16 protein-coding genes, 1 pseudogene and 2 riboswitches are annotated in these 19,923 nt (G+C 62.5%); of the genes and pseudogenes, 5 read left to right on the top strand and 12 right to left on the bottom strand.

Annotation, left to right across the window (positions count from 1 at the left end; all coding sequences use genetic code 11):
* Window positions 1-48 precede the first annotated feature (48 nt).
* The 5 genes from M2396_RS06760 to M2396_RS06740 form a co-directional block, all read right to left on the bottom strand.
* Complete coding sequence (locus M2396_RS06760) at window positions 49-1,563, bottom strand: hypothetical protein (protein ID WP_259073961.1); 1,515 nt, start codon at window positions 1,561-1,563, stop codon at window positions 49-51.
* A 263-nt stretch (window positions 1,564-1,826) separates the two neighbouring features.
* Entirely contained in the window at window positions 1,827-2,468 is a 642-nt protein-coding gene (locus M2396_RS06755) for a hypothetical protein (RefSeq protein ID WP_259073960.1), read from the bottom strand.
* A 350-nt stretch (window positions 2,469-2,818) separates the two neighbouring features.
* The gene (locus M2396_RS06750; RefSeq protein WP_188035840.1) at window positions 2,819-3,115 is read right to left on the bottom strand and encodes a hypothetical protein; all 297 of its coding nucleotides are present in this window, start codon (window positions 3,113-3,115) and stop codon (window positions 2,819-2,821) included.
* A 125-nt stretch (window positions 3,116-3,240) separates the two neighbouring features.
* Entirely contained in the window at window positions 3,241-4,593 is a 1,353-nt protein-coding gene (locus tag M2396_RS06745; protein WP_103437193.1) for a GntP family permease, read from the bottom strand.
* A gap of 109 nt (window positions 4,594-4,702) precedes the next feature.
* The gene (locus tag M2396_RS06740; RefSeq protein ID WP_259073958.1) at window positions 4,703-5,242 is read right to left on the bottom strand and encodes a gluconokinase; all 540 of its coding nucleotides are present in this window, start codon (window positions 5,240-5,242) and stop codon (window positions 4,703-4,705) included.
* A gap of 206 nt (window positions 5,243-5,448) precedes the next feature.
* Here M2396_RS06740 and M2396_RS06735 point away from each other — a divergent pair, with 206 nt between their 5' ends.
* From M2396_RS06735 to M2396_RS24275, 3 genes and pseudogenes are all read left to right on the top strand, one after another.
* Window positions 5,449-6,468, top strand: a complete 1,020-nt coding sequence (locus M2396_RS06735) for a LacI family DNA-binding transcriptional regulator (protein WP_181107158.1) — start codon at window positions 5,449-5,451, stop codon at window positions 6,466-6,468.
* Between the two features lie 54 nt (window positions 6,469-6,522).
* Window positions 6,523-7,344 (top strand): annotated as a pseudogene (locus M2396_RS24280) (PAS domain-containing protein); the annotation flags it as partial.
* Window positions 7,345-7,386: 42 nt separating this feature from the next.
* Window positions 7,387-7,881, top strand: a complete 495-nt coding sequence (locus M2396_RS24275; RefSeq protein WP_375140285.1) for a methyl-accepting chemotaxis protein — start codon at window positions 7,387-7,389, stop codon at window positions 7,879-7,881.
* Here M2396_RS24275 and M2396_RS06725 read toward each other — a convergent pair.
* The 7 genes from M2396_RS06725 to M2396_RS06695 form a co-directional block, all read right to left on the bottom strand.
* Entirely contained in the window at window positions 7,856-11,119 is a 3,264-nt protein-coding gene (locus tag M2396_RS06725) for a transporter substrate-binding domain-containing protein (protein ID WP_259073956.1), read from the bottom strand. The genes M2396_RS24275 and M2396_RS06725 overlap by 26 nt on opposite strands.
* Window positions 11,120-11,130: 11 nt before the next feature.
* Window positions 11,131-11,745, bottom strand: a complete 615-nt coding sequence (locus M2396_RS06720) for a response regulator transcription factor (RefSeq protein ID WP_150569375.1) — start codon at window positions 11,743-11,745, stop codon at window positions 11,131-11,133.
* A 226-nt stretch (window positions 11,746-11,971) separates the two neighbouring features.
* Window positions 11,972-12,214 (bottom strand): DUF1272 domain-containing protein, encoded by a 243-nt coding sequence (locus M2396_RS06715; protein WP_150571954.1) that lies wholly within the window; start codon window positions 12,212-12,214, stop codon window positions 11,972-11,974.
* 61 nt (window positions 12,215-12,275) lie between these two features.
* On the bottom strand, window positions 12,276-13,031 hold the full coding sequence (gene cobM, locus M2396_RS06710) for a precorrin-4 C(11)-methyltransferase (protein ID WP_101319057.1): 756 nt from the start codon (window positions 13,029-13,031) through the stop codon (window positions 12,276-12,278).
* Window positions 13,032-13,061: 30 nt separating this feature from the next.
* A complete protein-coding gene (locus tag M2396_RS06705) occupies window positions 13,062-13,466 on the bottom strand; it encodes a cobalamin biosynthesis protein (protein ID WP_181107154.1) in 405 nt (134 codons plus the stop codon).
* On the bottom strand, window positions 13,466-14,155 hold the full coding sequence (locus tag M2396_RS06700) for a CbtA family protein (protein ID WP_150569371.1): 690 nt from the start codon (window positions 14,153-14,155) through the stop codon (window positions 13,466-13,468). The genes M2396_RS06705 and M2396_RS06700 overlap by 1 nt, the downstream gene beginning before the upstream one ends.
* 10 nt (window positions 14,156-14,165) lie before the next feature.
* A complete protein-coding gene (locus M2396_RS06695; protein WP_101319064.1) occupies window positions 14,166-14,351 on the bottom strand; it encodes a CbtB-domain containing protein in 186 nt (61 codons plus the stop codon).
* A 98-nt stretch (window positions 14,352-14,449) separates the two neighbouring features.
* Window positions 14,450-14,674: riboswitch (cobalamin riboswitch) on the bottom strand.
* Window positions 14,675-14,791: 117 nt separating this feature from the next.
* A riboswitch (cobalamin riboswitch) is annotated at window positions 14,792-14,989 on the top strand.
* Between the two features lie 101 nt (window positions 14,990-15,090).
* On the opposite strand from M2396_RS06695, the gene cobW reads away from it, so the two are divergent.
* Both cobW and cobN read left to right on the top strand, forming a co-directional pair.
* Window positions 15,091-16,158 carry a cobalamin biosynthesis protein CobW gene (gene cobW / locus M2396_RS06690; protein ID WP_188035845.1) on the top strand — a complete coding sequence of 356 codons (1,068 nt, stop codon included), beginning with the start codon at window positions 15,091-15,093 and terminating at the stop codon, window positions 16,156-16,158.
* Between the two features lie 3 nt (window positions 16,159-16,161).
* A complete protein-coding gene (cobN, locus tag M2396_RS06685) occupies window positions 16,162-19,923 on the top strand; it encodes a cobaltochelatase subunit CobN (protein WP_259073954.1) in 3,762 nt (1,253 codons plus the stop codon).

The following is a 19,923-nucleotide window of genomic DNA, read 5'->3' as shown; positions in this document are numbered from 1 at the left end:
GGGCCGACCAGTAGGGTTGGTTACCAGCGGGCTATCAGCGCTGCGGGATCAAGCGCTCAATTCGTCGCGGTAGCTGGCCAAGTAGACCAAGCGCTGATGACTGGCCTTCTCACGATCGTCGATGATCATTTTCAGGGTGAAAGAAGCCTGGTCCAGATACGCTGGCAGCTCCTGGCCAGTAATGTACGTGCCTGACAGCTGGTTGAGTTTGCTCCAGCCATCCTTGAAAGTCTGGGCAAATCGGTCCGATACCACGCCAACCGCCAGCCACTGTCCTGCCTGGCTGATAAAGAATTCGTCGGTAGAGCGGACCAACTGGGCCAGGCGATTGGCACGCAGCCGTGCGCTATCGCCGGCACTCTCATAGCTGGAAACCTGATCCGTCGCCTGGTCAAGGATGACCTGCATAAAGTCGGAAAATGATTTGAAGAAAAACGCCATTTCTTCAACGATCTCTTTGGTCCGCTTGAGTGCGCTCACGCTCAGGTTCAACGATCGGACGGCAAGTTCGATGTTCTGTTTCTCGTTCCTCTGGCCGGCAAGCAGGGCAGTGAGGTTTACCAGCTCGGAAGCTTGCTCACGGCGGGTATTTTCGTACTCCTCGGCTTTAACGAGCATCTGCATCTGCATGTCGCGCAAATTGCCTGCTTGTTTGCGTTGCTCATCACTCAGCGATGCGGCATGTTCGCCGATGGCTTTGAGCGCCTCCTCCAGTCGTGACAGCTCCTGGCTGAGTTCGCCTTGCCGTGCGGCTACCTTTTCAAGGTCGGCCTGGACATCGCTGATACGGCCATCGAGGGTACCCTTGGCCGGATCAGCGGCGTCGGCGTTGCGCTTGCTCAAGTCATCCAGGTTTGACTTCAACTTGTCACGCTGCTCGTTGAGCAGCGTTTGCTCCGCACGAAGCTCGGAGCGCGCTTTTTTCATCTGGATATCTTTGTGCAGGCCATCGGCCTGGTTCTGCTGGCCAAGCCCCGCTGCGGCCGCCATCGAGGCGCCGCCAATCACGGCCGATGCGCCGCCGGTAGCTCCCATGGCTATCATGGGCAGCAGCCCCCCCAGCATCTGTGCGCCGGTCTTCAAAAGCGACGCCCAGAACGATTTTTGCTCGGCGGTCTTCGCCTGTGATCCGTATTCTTGCGCCAGCTTTTCATAGCGGGCAACCTGTTGCTGCAAGTCGGTGACCAGACCCTCGAGCATCTCGCGCCGAGCATTAGCGATGACGAGTTCGCTCTGCAGCTTGCTATCTGCCTGAATGGTATCGCTTAGCGCGACTTCGCTGCGTGCGGTCGCTTCGGCGGTGTTACGGATGATGACATCGTATCTGTCTGCGATCGTGGTAAGGCTGTCGCGCACGGTAATTGCCGCTTGGGTGATTTCGTTGGCCATGGCCAGCAAATCAGCGGTGACGAATTCCTTGATTTGCTCCGGGTCACCGCCTTCCTTCACGTCCAGCCAGTCGGGTAGGCAGTTGCGCAAGGTAGTGCCGATTCTATTGGCGACGCGAATAGCGCTCTTGATGCTTCGCTCACTCTCCTGCTGAGCGGTGATCAAGTCATTCATGATCGAGCCGATCCTGACGCGGATGTCTCCCTGCTCCTGGGGCGTGGTGTTGTAGGCGATGTAGAGCAGGTCGATGGCATGGTCGGTATCGTGCTTGGCCCGACTGGTGTCATAGGTGCCTTCGATCTTCTCGACATAGTTGGCGACCAGCGCAGTCTGCTCGACAGGTAAGCGCAGCGGTGTGGCGGTGCTCAGCGCTTCGATATGGCTGCTTATAGCGCTATCGATACGAGCATTGCGGCTGATGAATGGAATGACTTCGCTCATGGGAATGGCCTTTTTGGTGGGTTATCGGGGCTGCAGTCCACTTCCCAGGAGGTCGGGAAGCGCACGCCTTGGTCGCGTAAAGGCGACCAGGCTTTTTCCAGAAGACGCCGGGCGGCGATCAGGTTGGCTTGAGCAGGCGGCTCAAGCAGGGCAAGGGCATCGGCTTGGCATTTGCGCGGATTGGCCGTGTTTGCTGCGCACTCGTCGCCGGCAAACAGGAAATCGTCAACGTCGTGGGTAATGCTCTGCCTGGTTTCGCGTGACGAGGCCAACAGCGACTTGACTGCTGCGATCTGGGGCTCGGCCGAGCGGCCGATGGCAATGCAGTATTGGACAGCCGCTATCTCGTTACTGATGCCGCGCAGAGCCTGGTCGTGTTCAGGTCGCCAAGGTAGGGATTGGTAGCGCTGGCGTTCCTGTTGCAGCTGTCGCTGCAGACGCCCGCGTGCGGCCTCCAACTCAGGCAGGCGCCTGAGCTCACCGCCGACACTGTTTTCGATGTGCTGAATACGGCTAATCATCAGCTCTTCCACGCTTTGCAGGTGTGCCGTGCAGACAGTCATGCGTGCCTCCAACACGGGCTCGAGGCTGGCATGGGCTGCGTTACCGTAAAGCACCGTACCCAGCGCGAGCAGCACGCACGGCTGAGCAAGCGATGAGTGCAACCTGTGGCACATTCGGAAAGTTATTTTCATTGGGCACCTCGCTACGAAGTCCCTTGAACACCCGTCACGGACTGCTGCAAACAAGCGCGACGGTGGTCCTCAGGTGGTGCCGGGATTAAGCCCCGGGCGCCATCTGCGGATAAGCAGGAAAGGCTCTACTTGGAGTTGAGCGCTGAGTTAAGTGAGGAAGCTCAAGCGCGCAGACGTGCCCTAGAGGGCGGAGGAGGGGTAACGCTTGAGGCCAAGCGTTACCAGGCGAGGGTCATCAGTTGCCTACGATCTGGCCAGCATTCGCCGCGAGCCATCGTCGGGTAAGCGTCATTTCAAGGCTGAGGGTTACTGCTGCCAGATCCCTGGCCAGTGCCCACGGGAGCGTCGGGAGTACCCATGCCCGGTAGTTTGTGATCGTTGCTCTGGCTGGCAGGAGGGCTGTCTGGATCATTGCCGTTCAGGCGAGGGTCAGTGTTGCGTGGCATGGGTGTTTCGATAGGGTTGAGCGTGCTGTCCGCGCCAGGCTTGGGCGCGCTGTTATGCGGGTCGTCGGGGTAGGTCGGGCCTGTACCGGCGGCCATGGCCAAAGGCGTTGCGAGCACGACGGCAAGCAGCAGGAAGCGTTTCATGGGCAAGCTCCTTTGCGTGGATAAAGTGCCAGCCTTGCCGCGGAACAGACGTTGATCACGCGGCAAGGCCCTCATCTCACTTGAGCCTTACACCCCACCCTAGGTGCCAGTATCCCGACCAACGGTCAGACGAACTGCGCCAGCAACATGATGAAGATGATGCCGACCACCGACAGGATGGTCTCCATCATGCTCCAGGTCTTGAACGTTTCTGCTACGGTCATGTTGAAGTACTGCTTGACCAGCCAGAAACCGGCGTCGTTGACGTGGGACAGAATCAGCGAACCGGCGCCGGTGGCCAGTACCAGCAGCTCACGGTTGACCCCGGGCACCAGCGCGATCACCGGTGCAACGATACCAGCGCCGGTGATGGTCGCTACCGTTGCCGAGCCTGTGGCGATCCGGATGACCGCCGCCACCAACCAGGCCAGCATGATTGGCGATATCTGCGCTTGCACCGCCATCTGGCCGATGACGTTGCCCACACCAGTGTCCACCAGCATCTGCTTGAAGCCGCCGCCAGCGCCGACAATCAACACGATGGCGGCGGTGGGGGCCAGGCTCTGGTCAAGCATCTTCATGATCTGCTGACGGTTGAAGCCGCGCGCCGCGCCGAAGGTGTAGAACGCCAGCAGCAGCGCCGCGAGCAGGGCGGTGATCGGATGGCCGATCAGGTCCATCCACTGGCGCACGATGTTTTCAGCGGGCAGCACCACATCAGCAAACGTCTTCAGCAGCATCAGCACTACCGGCAACAGCACGGTGATCAGGGTGATGCTGAAGCTTGGCAGGTTGCGCTGGTCGGACTCGCGAGCAATCTGGTCCATCAGCTCTTGTGACGGGTTGCCCGGGATGTAACGCGAGATGAAATTGCCGTACAGCGGGCCGGCGATGATTGCCGTCGGCAGCGCTACCAGCAAACCGTAGAAGATGGTCTTGCCGATGTCGGCATTGAAAATGCCGATCGCCAGCAGCGGGCCTGGATGCGGCGGCACCAGCCCATGCACGACGGACAGGCCTGCCAGCAGCGGAATACCGATCTTGACCAAGGATACCCCGGTGCGTCGGGCTACGATGAACACCAGCGGGATCAGCAGCACAAAGCCGATTTCGAAGAATAGCGGGATGCCCACCAGAAATGCGGCGAACATCATGGCCCAGTGCACCTTCTGTTTGCCGAAGGCGCGGATCAGAGTCTGCGCGATCTGGTCAGCGCCGCCGGAGTCGGCCATCAGCTTGCCGAGCATGGTGCCCAGTGCAAGCACGATGCCGACAAAGCCAAGCACGCCGCCAAAGCCGTCCTGAAACGACTTCATGACTTTGGCCACGGGCATGCCCGAGGTCAGGCCGAGAAAGCCCGCAGCCAGCGTCAGCGCAACAAAAGGATGCACCTTGAAGTGGGTGATCAGCAGGATGAGCCCGATGATGGTCACCAGGGCATCGAGTAGCAGGAACGTATCGGTAGCCAGTCCGAACATGATTAATGAGCCTCGGTTTTGTCTTTGTTGTTAGGCGTAGCGTTATGGAACTTCTGGTGCTTTTTAACGTCGAGACAGCGCTGTCTTTGGTGAGCTGGTAAACCGCCGCTCAGGCGATTCGCGCCAGTGCCCGCTCACCGCAGGGCTTTAACCAGTCATGTACGCTTTCGGCCAGCGCGGCCACCGGCCGGGTAGCGTTCAGCGCCAGGGTCAGTGGCTCGCCACGAGGGGATTCGAGGGCGGCAAACTGGCTTTCGATAAGGCTGGCAGGCATGAAGTGGCCAGGACGGGCCAGCACGCGCTTCTCGGCCTCGGCAGGGGTCAGCTCGAGGAACACGAAGCCCAGCTCAGGCACCGCTTCACGCAATGCGTCGCGATAGCGGCGCTTCAAGGCAGAGCAGGTCAGGATTGGTCGTTCGCCGGCCTTGAGCGTGGCCTGTAGCTCCTGGCCGAGCAGCACCAGCCAACCGGCACGGTCGGCATCATCGAGCGGCACGCCAGCGCTCATTTTTTCGATATTGGCAGCGGGGTGGAAAGCATCGCCTTCGATCAGCCGACCGCCACTGCGGGCGGCAATGGCAGCGCCGATACAGCTCTTGCCGCAGCCTGCTACACCCATCACCACGATCGCGGACAGGGGAGAGTTCATCAGTACCTCCTGCAGGTAAGATAGCGCTGTCTCGACATGGACGTCGATGTGTGGGCGCCACCCTCCCGGATGTTATTGGTCTTGTCTAACGCAGTATGGTCGCTCGACGCAGGGCAATTGATAAAGATTACATTGCCTGTGTCCTGGGACAGCGCTACCTTAGTGGCCGTTCCCCACCCTTGGCAAGTAGTAAAATTACAACACCCATGTCACGCACCGGCTCCCGCACTACTGGTCGTCCCACCCTGGCAGAAGTCGCCAGGCTCTCCGGCGTTTCACCGATCACGGCCTCGCGGGCGTTGCGCGGGGTCGCCACCGTTGCCCCTGAACTGGCCGAAAAGGTCCTCGCTGCAGCGGCCACCCTGGGTTACATCGCCAACCCGGCAGCCCGCGCGCTGGCCTCGGCGCGCAGCCATTCGGTGGTGGTATTGATCCCATCGCTGTCCAACCAGCTGTTCATCGATACCCTCGAAGCGATCCACGCAGTGATGCGGCCGCGCGGTCTCGAAGTGCTCATCGGCAACTATCACTACGACGTTGATGAAGAAGAGAACCTGATCCGCAACTACCTCGCCTATCAGCCCTGTGGCGTGCTGTTGACCGGCTTTGATCGCACCGAAGGTTCGCGCCATTTGCTGGCTGCCAGCCGAGTGCCCTGTGTGCACATGATGGAGCTGGGTGAGCAGGCAGATGCGGTGTCTGTAGGGTTCTCTCAGCAGCAGGCAGGCTACGCTGCCGCCCGCCATTTGATCGAGCGGGGTCGACGGCGGCTGGCGTTCATTGCCGCGCAGCTCGACCCGCGGGTAATGCAGCGCGCCGCAGGCTTTCGCCAAGCGTTGCTTGAGGCCGGATTGCAAGCGCCCGAACTGGAGCTGCTGGCCGCACAGCCCTCGTCAATTGGTCTTGGCGGCGAACTGTTCAGCCGCTTGATGGCACAGGCGCCGGAGGTCGACGGGGTGTTCTTCTGTAACGATGACCTTGCGCAGGGCGCAGTCCTGCAGGCCCTGCGCCAAGGCATCGCAGTGCCGCAACGAGTGGCCATGGTCGGCTTCAACGACCTGCCAGGTTCTGCCCACATGGTGCCGCCGTTGACCTCGATCCGGACCCCGCGTGCTGCCGTTGGTCGGGCCGCGGCGCAAGCGCTGCTGGCGATGCTCGATGGCAAGCGGGTGAGCGCCACGCGTCAGGATCTGGGCTTTGAGCTGATGGTTCGGGAAAGCTCCTGAAGCGGATAATTGTAAGGTGATATCAGCGGGCTTGCGCCGTTTCGCCGGCGATCTATGCTGAGGGCACCCCGTCCATGCAAGGAGCCCGGCGTCATGTTCGATTACCATCGCAAATCCGATATCGTCGAAATCCAGCGCTGTCATCAGGCCTTGGTGGGGATGGAGGCCAGACTGGCCGCGATCAGTCGGTCGATGGCCATGATCGAGTTCACCGCCGACGGCGCTATCATTGCCGCCAACGATAAATTCTGCCAGGCATTGGGCTATAGCGCCCAGGAGATCGCCGGCAAGCATCATCGCCTGTTCTGCGATCCGGAGTACGCCAAAAGCCCGGCCTACCAGCAATTGTGGCAAGCGCTGGGCAGAGGCGAGGCTATCAGCGGTACCTTCGAGCGCGTCGACAAGGCTGGCCGCGAGGTCTGGCTGCAAGCCAGTTACATGCCCGTGCTGGATGAGCAACAGCGCGTCACCAGTGTGATCAAGGTCGCCTCTGACATCACTCAGCGAATCCACGACGAGCACGAAAGCGAAGCCCTGCTGCAGGCGATCGGCCGATCCATGGCAGTGATCGAATTCACACCACAGGGGCGGGTGCTGACTGCCAATGCCAACTTCTTGCGAACCATGGGCTACCGCCTCGAAGAAGTGGTGGGCCGTCATCATGGACTGTTTTGCCTCGCCCATGAGCGTGAGTCGGCCGAATACCGCGAGTTCTGGGCGTCGCTTAACCGCGGCGAGTACCATTCGCACCGTTTCGAGCGAATCAACAAGCAAGGGCAGGTTGTCTATCTGGAGGCTTCATACAACCCGATCTTCGATAACAAGGGCCGGTTGGTCAAAGTGGTCAAGTTCGCCAGCGACATCACCGCCCAAGTCAGCACTCAGCAAAGCGCCGCCGATGCCGCCCACGCCAGCTCCGTGCAGACTGACGCCTGCGCGCGTAAAGGCAGCGAGGTGGTGCAGCAGACCGTGCAGGTGATCGAACAAATCTCTCAGGAGCTGAGCGACGCTGCGCGGACCATCGACGCTGTCAGCAAGCAGTCGGAGATCATCGGCCAGATTGTATTGACCATTCGCGGCATTGCCGACCAGACCAACCTGCTGGCACTCAACGCCGCAATCGAAGCGGCGCGCGCCGGTGAGCATGGCCGTGGTTTCGCTGTGGTAGCCGATGAAGTACGTAATCTGGCTGCACGCACCAGCAAGGCCACCCTGGAGATCGTCGATGTGGTCAGGCAGAACCACGACTTGTCACTGACTGCGGTCGCCAGCATGCAATCGAGCTTGTCGCACACAGGGCGCGGCGTGCAGTTGGTCAACGAGGCGGGCACGGTCATTCTGGAGATTCAGCAAGGCTCGCGGCACGTTGTCGATGCGATCGGTCAGATCAGTTCGACTCTGCAATTGCATTGAGCCCAGCGCGCAGTTCACCTAGCAGGGTGTGCAGGCTTGCCTGCAATTGCTCCCGGGCGGCTGCGCTGGGTTGGTCCGAGGCCAAGGCCTGCTCGAGTGTCTCGCAGTCGCGTACGACCCCGCGCACCTTGAGCATTTTCGCGCCGCCCTTGATGCGATGCGCAAGGTCGCGTAGCGCAGCGCTCGGCGGGTTTGCTCCCAATGCGTGCAGGGCGGCCAGGTCTTCGGCGGCACTGCGTGCCAGTTGCTCGAGCAGACGTCTGATCAGTTGCTCGTCACCTTGGGTCAAATTACGCAACTGATCGATGTCGAATCCGCTTGGGCGCGGAGTTGGCGGATTCAATGCGCAGCGCGGCAAGTGCGCCTTGAGGGTATGCAGCCCGATCGGTTTGAACAGACAGTCGTTCATGCCGCTGTCCAGGCAGCGGACGCGCTCCTCGGCCTGCGCGTTGGCGGTAACGCCGATGATGGTGCAGGCAGGCTGACCACTTGCGCGTTCCAGCGCACGAATGCTGCGGCTGAGCTCATGACCATCCATGACCGGCATGCTGCAGTCGGTGATAACCAGATCGAACTCGCCCGCTTGCCAGCTGGTCAGGGCCAGTTGGCCGTTTTCAGCCAACGTCACCTGATGACCGAGGCTGTTCAGTTGTTTGTCGAGCAACAGCAGGTTGGCCGGGTAGTCGTCGACCACCAGAATGCGCAGAGGTTGGCCGGGTTGCTGCTGGGTGGCCTCGCTGATCTGCGGCTGCGATGCAGGCGTTGCGCTGGGCAGCGCCAGGCTGACCTCGACGCGCGTGCCAAGGCCCTCGACGCTTTGCAGCTGCAGCGTGCCGCCCATCAGTTGGGCCAGGCTGCGACTGATCACCAGACCCAGCCCTGCACCTTGCTGGGCGCGTGGGCCGTCGACCTGGGCAAAGCTGTTGAACAGGCGCGCCTGGTTGACGGGGTTGATACCCACGCCACTGTCTTGCACGCATAAGGTCAGTTGCAGCAGCTCTGCCGAGGCCGGCGCGCAGGTGAGGCTGACGAGGATCTCGCCGCGGTCGGTGAACTTGATCGCATTGCTCAGAAGATTGGCCAGGACCTGCTTGAAACGCAGCGGATCGATCAGCACCCAGAGTGGCTGCTCAGGCAGCTCGCTGCGCAGTTGCAGGCGTTTGATCCGGGCATTGCCGTCAAATACGCGCAAGCTGGCACGGACCAGTTCGATCAGATCGGTCGGCACCGGTGTCAGGGTCATGTGGCCGGCTTCGATGCGCGAGATGTCGAGGATGTCGCCAATCAGCTCAAGCAGACCAATCGCCGAATCGTGGGCAGTCTGCAAGGTCAATGGGTCGCTGCGAGCGCCATCTTCCAGGGCCAGCTCCAGCAAGCCGATAACCGCGTTCATTGGCGTGCGAATCTCGTGGCTCATGGTGGCCAGGAAGGTGCTTTTAGCCTGACTGGCCTGCTCGGCAGCGTCCTTGGCCTGGCGTAGCTGCTCAAGCAGGCCCCGACTGAGGAGCAGTTGCGCCTGCAACGCCCGTTGGGCCTCGGTGCGCTGCTGGATCAGCTTGCGCAGATAGGTGTTCCAGAACACGACACCGGCCAGCAGCACGCCGCCGAGAACCAGCACCTGCAGGGCCAGGCTGCGATAATTGCGCCACGGGCTGTCACTGACCAGGGTGGTGTTGCGCCATCGGTTGACCAGTTGATCCAATTCGTCGGGCGGTATGCTCAGCAGCGCCTTGTCGACAATCGCATGCAGCTCAGGCTGATTGGCAGCCATGGCGAAGGCAGCCATCGCCGGTTCCTCGCCAAAAAAGGCGGCAATGCGCAGGCGATGATTGAACACATGATCTATGTAATAGCGCGCATTGATATGGCTGCTCAAGGCGACTTCTGCTTCACCGTTGGCCACCGCTTCCATCAGCCCCAGTGGTGAATCGACTTCCACCAGCTTCGCCTGTGGATGTTGGCGCTGCACCAGTGCACCCTGCGGAGAGCCACGTACTACTGCGATCCGGCGGTTGTCGATCAATGCCGCCGGAGTGCTGGCGGGGTTGCCGGCGCGGGTTACCAGCACCCGCGGACTGACCAGGTAGGGGCGAGTGAAGCGCAAGCGTGCTGCGCGCTCGCTGCCGTAACCGATCGCGCCGATCATTTGCGCCTCGCCCCGCAGCAGTTGGTCAACCATTTCCTGGACGGCATCCACTTCGCTGATCTGAAAATCCAGCCCGGTGCGCAAGCTGATCTGCTTGAGCAGATCGGGGGCGATCCCGCTCGGGCGTTGCTCGGCGTCGTTGAAGGTCAGCGGCGCCAGGGACGGCGTGACCAGCACCTTGACGCTGCGGTTATGTTCGATCCAGTGTTGTTCGGCAGGGGTCAGCGGGGTGTTCAGGCGCTGGAGCAGGAGGCTGGTATTGCCGCTGCTCCAGCGCCGCAGAATGTTCAGCCGCTCGCTGTCGCTGATGCGGCTCAGGGCCTGGTTGAGCAACCTGAGCAGGCGCGAGTTGTCGCGGCGCGTGGCGAAGGCGAACGAGCCGCCGGGCAGCGCCGAAAAATGGTCGATGCGCACCTGGCCTTGGTAGCTCTTGCCGATCAGGTAGTCGGTGCTGATGGCGTCGCCCAGGTAGACGTCGGCGTCGCCCATGGCGACCGCAGACAAGCCGCTCAAGGTCGAGCGATAAAGTTGCAGCTGTGCCTGCGGATACTGGGCCTTGACCGTACTGGCCGGCAGGTAATGGTCGACCATCGCCAGCCGCAGCCCGGCCAGGTCATCGCCGTGGCGCACGGCCTTGTCCTGGTCCTGTCGAGCGACGATCACCGGCAGGTCGTCTGCATATGCCTGGCTCAAGGTAAGCTCGGCATTGCTGGCTTCGGTTGCGTTGGAACTGCCCAGCAGATCGATTTGCCCGTCCTGCAAGGCTTTGATGGCCTGTTCGCGGCTGTCAAAGCGCTGCACTTGAACGGCTATGCCCAACTGCTCGCTGATCAAGCCGGCATAGTCAGCATTGAGCCCTTCATGATCGGCTGGGGTGATATTGATTTCAAAAGGCAGGTAATCCGGCCCCGAGCTGCCGAGTACCAGTACCTTGTGCTGGTTCAGCCACTCGCGGTCATCGACGGCAAGGTCCAGTGGAGCAGCAGCGCTGCTCGAGCGTGCCAGCAACTGCCGTGGCTGACTGTCAGCGAGCACGGCCGCAGACGCGCCGCTAAGGCTGATCAGGAGTAGCAGTGTGCGCAGACCGGTCATGGCGTAAAGCTTCAGTTGACGCTGTTGCGCTTGGCCAGATCGATCATTTCCACCAGCGACTCCGACTTGAGCTTCTCCATGATGCGTCCGCGGTAGGTGCTGATGGTCTTGGCGCTAAGGTTCATGGACTCGCCAATGGCCTTGTTGTTTTCGCCCCGAGCCAGCCTGCGCAGTACCTCCATTTCACGGTTGGACAAACTGTCCAGTCGGGCGTTTTCAGACTCCAGCGAATTGCTGTTGACCGACATTTGCGGAAAGGTCGAGTAGCCCTTGATCAGTGCCTTGAGGGCGAATACCACCGACTCGATGTCTTCGTTCTTGTTGACGAAAGCGCCAATCCCGGCGTCCAGGCAACGCCTGACGTAGAGGTCGGCAGGCTGCCCGGTCAGGGCCATGATCTTGGGTGGTGGGTCCAGCAGCTGCAGGCGCTTGATCACCTCCATGCCGTCCAGCTCGGGCAGGCCGATGTCAACGATCACTACCTGGGGTGAGAGTTTGCGGGCCAGTTCCACGGCTTCCTTACCATCTTCGGCGGTGCCAATGACTCGAAAACGTTCGCGCTCAAGCAGCATGCGTACAGCCGTTAGAACGATTGGGTGGTCATCGACCAGCATCACGGTTGTCATTGCTAGCTCCTGTGGTGAAGAGGGTCCGTTGCCTGAATCACACAGGAACGTAGCTGAGGGTTGATCCGCAAACCTCAGGCAGCGCGCAAGATACGTCGATTCTCAGTCCATGATAATGCCGAGTATATGCGTGATGAACAAACCAGGTGATTCTGAGGAAAATTCCTACAAAAAATACGGTAACAATCAGGATGCGGCAGGCCTTCCGGCCTGCCGGCGGTAGGAATCAGGCGCAGGGCGCGTGGTCTTTGATGACGCGCTTAGTTGAGGCGGGGTTGTTGCTCAGTGCGTTACCAACGCGGGTCGGCCGGCTTTGCAGCTGACCAGCGCAGTTCGGGCAGCGTCCGTGCAGACGTTGTTCGGCACAGCTACGGCAATACGTGCATTCGAACGAGCAGATCATTGCATCCGGGCTGTCGCCGGGCAGTTCGACGGCGCAGCATTCACAGTTGGGGCGTAGTTCCAGCATGGGCGTGGCTCCGATAGCAACAAGGTAGGTCGAGTCTGCTCCGCGCTGGCGGCGCTGGCAATCAGCCGTTGCCGGGGCGATACAGGTGAGCATGGCCGGCGCGATACAGGGCTGATTCGGCGAACGGTGTATCCCCAAGTACGTGACCGACCAGGATCAGCGCAGTTCGCCGAAAATCCCGTGTACTGGTGAGTTCGACGATGTCCGCCAGCGTGCCTTTGACCCAGTCCTGATCCGGCCAGGTGGCGCGATGGATGACCGCAACCGGGCAGTCAGCGCCGTAATGCGGCAGCAGCTCTGCGACGATCCGTGGCAGGTGCTTGACGCCGAGGTGGATCGCCAGGGTGCTGCCATGCCGGGCCAGATCGCCGAGTTGCTCGCCGGCGGGCATCGGCGAGCTGTCGCCGTAACGAGTGAGGATCACCGTTTGGGCGATGCCCGGCAGGGTCAGTTCACAACCCAGCAGCGCGGCGCTGGCCGCCGTTGCCGTTACCCCAGGGATGATCTGGTAGTCGATGCCCAACTCGCGCAAGTGACGGATCTGCTCGCCGATGGCGCCATACAGGCTCGGGTCACCGCTGTGCACCCGCGCCACATCGTGGCCTAGCGCATGCGCGCTGTGCATGGCGTCGATGATCTGCTCAAGGTGCAGTTCGGCGCTGTTGATGACAGTTTCGGCGCTGTGGCCCTCGAGCACTGCGGCGGGGACCAGCGAGCCCGCGTAGATGATCACCGGGCACTGCCGGATCAGGCGCTGGCCTTTGACCGTGATCAGTTCCGGATCGCCCGGGCCGGCGCCGATGAAGTAGACCGTCATGGCAAATCCTTGCAAATAAAATGGAGGCGATTATCCAGCACTGGCGAGGGCGAGGGTAGCGCCCGCCAACGTTTGCCGGGTGAGCACCAGCCGCGCGCAGCCGTGAGCACGCGCGGCCAAGGCCAGGGCGGTGCTTTCGGCTACGCCCCAGCAGCCGCTGTGGGCGAAGGCTGTAGCGGAGTGCTGGCTGAGCTGTGGGGCAAAACGCTGCAACTGCTCTGCGGGAAAAAACTGCAGCGCCAGTTGCAGGCGATCGGCCAGTTGATGCAGGCCCGCCTCGCTGACTTTCAGCTCGATACTGGCGATGCCCTGCACTGCATGCAGGGTTAAGCCAAGGCTGGCCAGACTTTGTTGCAGCAGCGCTTCAAGCAGGTCGGCGGGGCAGCCCTTGCGGCAGCCAACGCCGACATACACGGCGGGTAGCGGCTCAGACATCAAGTCTGCCGCGAGCGGCGGAACAACCACGCACTGAGCAAGCCCAGGGCAATCCAGAAGGCGGCATTGGTCAGCCACGAGGCGATCTTGAACTGGGTTGCCAGGGCTTCAGGCGCAAGACTTTCATGCACGCTCGGCTGCGGCGCGCCGATCACGTGTGGCAGCGCCAACAGCAGTACGCCGACTACCTTCAGCAGCCAATGCTGGGCAAACACAATCAGGCCCAGGCCGACCGCAGTTGCGGCCGCAGTGCCGATCCACCAGGTCTGGCGCTGGCCAAGGTCGGCTGCCGCCGTGCCCGGCAGCTCTGCCGGCAAGCCCAGCGTTGGCGCCAGGCAGAACACGGCAAAACCGGCCAGGCCCCACAGCGCTCCGGTGGCGACCCGGTTGGGTTCGCGCAGGCTGTACAGCGCTGCCAGCATCAAGGCAAAGCCGACTGCAACCACCAGGTTGCCGCCGGTGGTGGCCAGCACGCGCTGCCAGCCGTCTTCAGGCGCCCAGGCTTCGGCACTGTGCTCGTGGGCAGCAACGGCGCTGTCGCCATGCTCATGCTGGGCAGCCGGCGCTGGGCTCTCGAAGGTTTCCGCTTCGAGGATCAACGGGCTGATCCAGAAGCTTTGCAGCAGGGTCAGCAGCAGGGCGGCGAGCAGGCCGCTGAACCCTGCAGTACGGGCAATGCGCGTGATCATGCGAGTCTACTCAGTGGCAGGGGAAGGCAGCGCTGTGGCGCGTATCGTGGGCTGCGTTGTGCACCGCCTCGATGTGCGAGAAACCGGCGAAGTACACCAGGCACAGGCCAACCAGGCTGGCGCCGACGGCGATGACCAGGCGTTGACTGAGGCTGACGGGGGTGGCGATGCTGTGTTTGGCACTGGTGATGGGCATGACGCAATCCTCTGCTTGTTATAGGCAGGGGGCAAGCGCACCGGCCCCGGGCATGGATGGCCCAGGGCAATGCGACAGCGCCCGCCCACCGCGGGGTGTTGATATTCGACTACGCAGGCCGGTCTCCGGGCTCACGAGGAGGAGCAGGGCTCCTTGAAAAGCGTCACCTTCCCATGCCCTACATCCTGGCACAGTGGTCAAGACACTTCGCTCGCTTACCGTTGCGGGGGCAGCACCGGAGTAGTCGGGCTCTCCATTGAGGCCAGCGACGCACCGGTTTCCCGTTTCACCCCATAGGGGGCACCTGAACGCAAGGCGCTAGCAAACCATGCCGCAGCGGCGCGCTGCAAGTGACAAGTTGCACGCCAGCGTGCATTCAGCCGCCTATATATGGCAGATGACAGCCCCTAAAGCCGCTTGCAGCTTGCCGCCGGGGTGCGTAGCCTTGTCTGCTTCGAGGTTCTCCGGCGTGGCCGGAGCTAAGACGGGAACGCGGTCAAGCCGCGGCTGCCCCCGCAACTGTAAGCACTGATCAGGATCGACACAGCCACTGCGCCTTGCGCGGGAAGGCGTCATCCAACCGGCCCGGCGCCGGTGCGGTGCAAGCCAGGAGACCTGCCTCGAGACGATTTCGACTTTAATCCGGGCGGGGTGATCCGGAGGCGAACAAGCCCGGCTGTGACAGCCTGCGGCGCTCGTCCTGCATGCCCGCGCCATTCTGCCAAGGGCACACGCATCCATGAAAACACTGGCCAAACTCCCCGTCACCATCGTCACCGGCTTCCTCGGCTCGGGCAAAACCACGTTGCTGCGGCACATGCTCGACAACGCCCAGGGCAGGCGCATCGCGGTGATCGTCAACGAGTTCGGCGAGCTCGGTATCGACGGCGAAATCCTCAAACAATGCACCATCGGCTGCACCGAAGAAGAAGCCTACGGGCGTGTCTTCGAGCTGGCCAACGGCTGCCTGTGCTGCACCGTGCAGGAAGAGTTCTTCCCGGTCATGCGTGAGCTGGTGGCACGTCGCGGCGATCTGGACCACATCCTGATCGAAACCAGCGGCCTGGCCTTGCCCAAACCGCTGGTGCAAGCCTTCCAGTGGCCAGAAATCCGCAACGCCTGCACGGTCGATGCGGTGATCACCGTGGTCGACAGCCCGGCAGTGGCTGCCGGTACCTTCGCAGCGTTCCCAGACCAGGTCGATGCCCAGCGCAAGCTCGACCCGAACCTTGATCATGAGTCGCCGCTGCACGAACTGTTTGCCGACCAGCTGGCCAGCGCTGACCTGGTGGTGCTGAACAAGGCCGACCTGATCGACGCCGAAGGCCTGGCCAAGGTTCGCGCCGAAGTCTCCGAAGAGCTGCCGCCGGCGGTCAAGGTCATCGAAGCCAGCAGCGGCCGCCTGCCGCTGGATGTGCTGCTGGGCCTGGGTGCCGAATCGGAAGCGCACATTGATGGGCGCCGAACTCATCATGACAGCCACCATGACGACGATGATCATGACGATCACGACCATGATGCCTTCGACTCGATCTCGCTGGATTTGCCAGAGGCCGATGAGCGCTTGCTGCTGGCGGCCCTCAACCAATTGGTAGTGGAGTTTGGCATCCTGCGCGTGAAAGGCTTTGCAGCCATCCCGGGCAAGCCGATGCGTCTGCTGATCCAGGGCGTAGGGACCCGCTTCGACAAGCATTTCGACCGGGCCTGGGGCGCTGACGAGGCGCGCATCACGCGCCTGGTACTGATTGGCCAGGAGCTTGACGCCATTCAGCTCGAAGCCCGTCTGCGTCAGGCTCTGGAAGCCTGATCCATGCACCTGTTGCGCACCCAGCCCGGTGGTTTTGTCCCAGACGACAGTATTGCCGACCTCGGCCAGACCGCCGCCGAACTGGTCATTCTGTGCAGCGGTGACTCGCACCTGGCGCTGCTGGCCGAAACCGCGGAACAGCTGCCTGGCGACTACCCCAGCGTGCGCCTGGCCAATCCCATGCAGGTGCAAAACCATGCCTCGGTCGACCTGTATGTCGACCAGGTGCTGCGCCATGCAAAGTTGATCCTGGTATCACTGCACGGCGGCGTTGGCTACTGGCGCTACGGCATCGAGCAGTTGGTCGAGCTGGCGGCGCGCGGTGTTCAGGTGATCATGGTCCCGGGCGATGATCGGCCTGACCCCGAGCTCACCGGTTTGAGCACGGTCAGCAGCGACCAGGCCGAGCGCCTGTGGCACTACCTGCGCCAGGGCGGCAAGGCCAACGCGCTGAATCTGTTCAACCGCGTGGGCAACCTGTGGTTCCAGCGCGACTATGCCTGGCAGGAGCCGGAAGCGCTGGCCCGTACCGTGGTCTACCACCCAGCCAAGGCCAGTGCGCAGTTGCCGGACTGGTACGCCGACTGGGATCCTGCGCTGCCGGTGGCGCCGCTGCTGTTCTACCGCTCGCACCTGCAGGCGGCCAACACCGCGTTCATCGACGTGTTCTGTCAGCGGCTGCAGATGGCGGGGCTCAACCCGTTGCCGATCGCTGTAGCCAGCCTCAAAGAGCGGGCCTGTCTCGATCAGGTTGAAGCGTGGATGGATGAGGTCCAGGCCGAGGTGGTGATCAACACCACTGGCTTTGCCTTGTCCAGCCCCGAGCGCCCCAACGCGCGGCCGCTGCGCCGGGATGTACCGGTGTTGCAGGCGATCTGCGCGCAGGACAATCAATTGGGCTGGGAAACCAGCGAGCAGGGCCTCGGCGGCCGCGATCTGGCCATGCACATCGTGTTGCCGGAGCTGGACGGGCGGATCATCACCCGGCCGGTCAGCTTCAAGGACCTGGCCTGGCGCAGTGAACGCAGCCAGGCGGATGTGGTGTGCTATCGCGCCCACCCGGAACGCATGGACTTCGTCGCCGAGCTGGGCCGTCGCTGGGTCGCGCTGGCGCGCTTGCCGAATAGGCAAAAGCGTGTCGCGCTGATCCTCGCCAACTATCCGACCCGCGATGGCCGGATTGGTAACGGTGTCGGCCTGGACACGCCGGGGGCGGCCTTGAACATCCTTGAGGCGATGCGCGCTGCGGGTTATCCGCTGGACGAGCTGCCGGCCACCGGCACCGCGCTGATCCAGCACTTGCTCGGCGGCGTGACCAACGACCTCGACAACCTCGATCAGCGCCCATGCGCGCAGAGCCTGAGCCTGGCCGACTACCAGGCCGCGTTCGCTCAGCTGCCGGCAGAAAACCAGGCGGCCGTGCTCGCCCGCTGGGGCGCCCCTGAAACAGACCCGATGTGCCGCAGCGGCCGCTTGATGGTAGCGGGCCTGCGCTTTGGGCAGACCTTCGTCGGTATCCAACCGGCGCGCGGTTATCAGGTTGACCACAGTGCGGTGTACCACGACCCGGATCTGGTTCCGCCGCATGGCTACCTGGCCTTTCACTTCTGGCTGCGCCACGCTTATGCAGCGGACGCCGTCATTCATGTCGGCAAGCATGGCAACCTCGAGTGGTTGCCAGGCAAGGGCGTCGGTCTGTCGGCGCAGTGCTGGCCCGACGCGCTGCTGGGGCCGATGCCGAACATCTACCCGTTTATCGTCAACGATCCGGGCGAGGGCGCCCAGGCCAAACGCCGCACCCAGGCGGTGATCATCGACCACCTGATGCCGCCGCTGACCCGCGCCGAGAGTTACGGCCCGCTGCGCGACCTCGAACAGTTGGCCGACGAATACTACGAAGCCCAGCTGCTTGATCCGCGCCGTGCGCAGGAGCTGCAGCGCGACATCCTGGCGCTGGTCAAGGCCAACCATATTGACCGAGAGCTGCAGCTTGAAGGTCAGCTGGATGATGCTGCCGTGTGGCTGCCGCGCCTGGATACCTACTTGTGCGACTTGAAAGAGTCGCAGATTCGCGATGGTTTGCACGTGTTCGGCCAATCGCCGCAAGGCCGCCTGCGCAGCGATACGCTGCTGGCGTTGCTGCGGGTCGAGCGTGGTGACGGCAAAGGCGGCAACGCCAGCCTGATTCGTGCTCTGGGCAAAGCCTTCGAGCTCGGTTTCGATCCGCTCGACTGCGACCTCGGTCAGCCTTGGCAAGGGCCACGGCCGGCCATGTTGCAGGCACTGGACGACGCGGCCTGGCGCACCCACGGTGATACGCGCGAGCGCCTTGAACAACTGGCGTTGACGTTGATTGAACAAGCGCTGGCCGGCAACCTGAAGCTGCCCACCGAAGAGCAATGGCAGGGCGTGGCACAGGTACTTGGAGAGCTGCTCTCGGTTGTCGCGCCAAACCTCGACAGCTGTGGCGGCGCCGAGCTCGAGGGCCTGCTCGCGGCACTGGCTGGGCGCTTCGTCGCGGCAGGCCCCAGTGGCGCACCGAGCCGCGGCCGGCTTGATGTGCTGCCGACAGGGCGCAATTTCTACACCGTCGATGTGCGCAACTTACCCACTACCACTGCGTGGCGACTGGGCTTCGCCTCGGCCAACCTGATTCTTGAGCGGCACCTGCAGGACCATGGCGATCATTTACGCCAACTCGGCCTTTCGGTCTGGGGCACCGCGACCATGCGTACCGGTGGCGACGACATTGCCCAAGCCATGGCCTTGATGGGCGTACGCCCGGTGTGGGCCACCGGCAGCCAGCGCGTCGACGACTTCGAGATCCTGCCGGTGAGCTTGCTCGACCGGCCACGGGTCGACGTCACCCTGCGTGTGTCAGGCTTCTTCCGTGATGCGTTCGGTAACCTGATCCGCCTGTTCGACGCCGCCGTGCAGGCAGTGGCGGCACTGGACGAGCCAGATCACCTCAACCCGCTGGCGGCCCGCGTGCGGGCTGAGCGCCAGGCCCTGATCGAGACAGGCATCGAAGCCGAGCAGGCTGCGCGCCAGGCTGGTTGGCGGGTGTTCGGCGCCAAGCCCGGTGCCTATGGAGCCGGGGTGCAGAACGCCATCGACGGCCGTCTGTGGCAGGACCGCAAGGACCTGGCGGAGGTTTACCTCAACTACGGCAGCTACGCTTACGGTGCCAGTGACGAGGGCACGCCCGCCCGTGCCCAGTTTGCCACGCGGCTGGGCCAGGTGCAGGCAGTGCTGCAGAATCAGGACAACCACGAGCACGACCTGCTCGACTCCAACGATTATTACCAGTTCCAGGGCGGCATGCTGGCCGCTGCCGAAACCTTGCACGGCGAGGCGGTAGCGAGTTACCACGGCGATCATAGCCAGGTCGACCGACCACGCATCCGCACTCTCAAGGAAGAGCTCAACCGAGTTATCCGTGCTCGGGCGCTGAACCCAAAGTGGATCGACGGCGCCAAGCGCCACGGCTACAAAGGCGCGTTCGAGCTGGCAGCGACGGTCGACAACCTGTTCGCCTTCGACGCCACCACGCACCTGATCGACGACCATCATTATCAGGCGCTGGCCGAGGCCTATGTGCTTGACCCGGCGACCCGTGAATTCATGCGCGAGCACAACCCCGAGGCCCTGCGCGACCTGACCGAGCGTTTGCTGGAGGCCCAGCAACGCGGCCTCTGGGAGGAACCCGGCAGTTACCGTGAAGCACTTGAGGAGCAGTTGCTCGAAGGTGAGGAAGACCACTGA

Origin of the sequence: Pseudomonas sp. BIGb0278 (assembly GCF_024809895.1) — a bacterium.
GTDB lineage: Bacteria > Pseudomonadota > Gammaproteobacteria > Pseudomonadales > Pseudomonadaceae > Aquipseudomonas > Aquipseudomonas shirazensis.
Note: the sequence above shows the minus strand (reverse complement) of the source record. Positions and strands in the feature narration are given on the sequence as shown.

Coding starts and splice junctions, on each gene's coding strand:
- M2396_RS06760 (WP_259073961.1), bottom strand. CDS start 1,563: ATGAATGACTTGATCACCGCTCAGCAGGAGAGTGAGCGAAGCATCAAG.
- M2396_RS06750 (WP_188035840.1), bottom strand. CDS start 3,115: ATGAAACGCTTCCTGCTGCTTGCCGTCGTGCTCGCAACGCCTTTGGCC.
- M2396_RS06745 (WP_103437193.1), bottom strand. CDS start 4,593: ATGTTCGGACTGGCTACCGATACGTTCCTGCTACTCGATGCCCTGGTG.
- M2396_RS06740 (WP_259073958.1), bottom strand. CDS start 5,242: ATGAACTCTCCCCTGTCCGCGATCGTGGTGATGGGTGTAGCAGGCTGC.
- M2396_RS06735 (WP_181107158.1), top strand. CDS start 5,449: ATGTCACGCACCGGCTCCCGCACTACTGGTCGTCCCACCCTGGCAGAA.
- M2396_RS06725 (WP_259073956.1), bottom strand. CDS start 11,119: ATGACCGGTCTGCGCACACTGCTACTCCTGATCAGCCTTAGCGGCGCG.
- M2396_RS06720 (WP_150569375.1), bottom strand. CDS start 11,745: ATGACAACCGTGATGCTGGTCGATGACCACCCAATCGTTCTAACGGCT.
- M2396_RS06715 (WP_150571954.1), bottom strand. CDS start 12,214: ATGCTGGAACTACGCCCCAACTGTGAATGCTGCGCCGTCGAACTGCCC.
- cobM (WP_101319057.1), bottom strand. CDS start 13,031: ATGACGGTCTACTTCATCGGCGCCGGCCCGGGCGATCCGGAACTGATC.
- M2396_RS06705 (WP_181107154.1), bottom strand. CDS start 13,466: ATGTCTGAGCCGCTACCCGCCGTGTATGTCGGCGTTGGCTGCCGCAAG.
- M2396_RS06700 (WP_150569371.1), bottom strand. CDS start 14,155: ATGATCACGCGCATTGCCCGTACTGCAGGGTTCAGCGGCCTGCTCGCC.
- M2396_RS06695 (WP_101319064.1), bottom strand. CDS start 14,351: ATGCCCATCACCAGTGCCAAACACAGCATCGCCACCCCCGTCAGCCTC.
- cobW (WP_188035845.1), top strand. CDS start 15,091: ATGAAAACACTGGCCAAACTCCCCGTCACCATCGTCACCGGCTTCCTC.
- cobN (WP_259073954.1), top strand. CDS start 16,162: ATGCACCTGTTGCGCACCCAGCCCGGTGGTTTTGTCCCAGACGACAGT.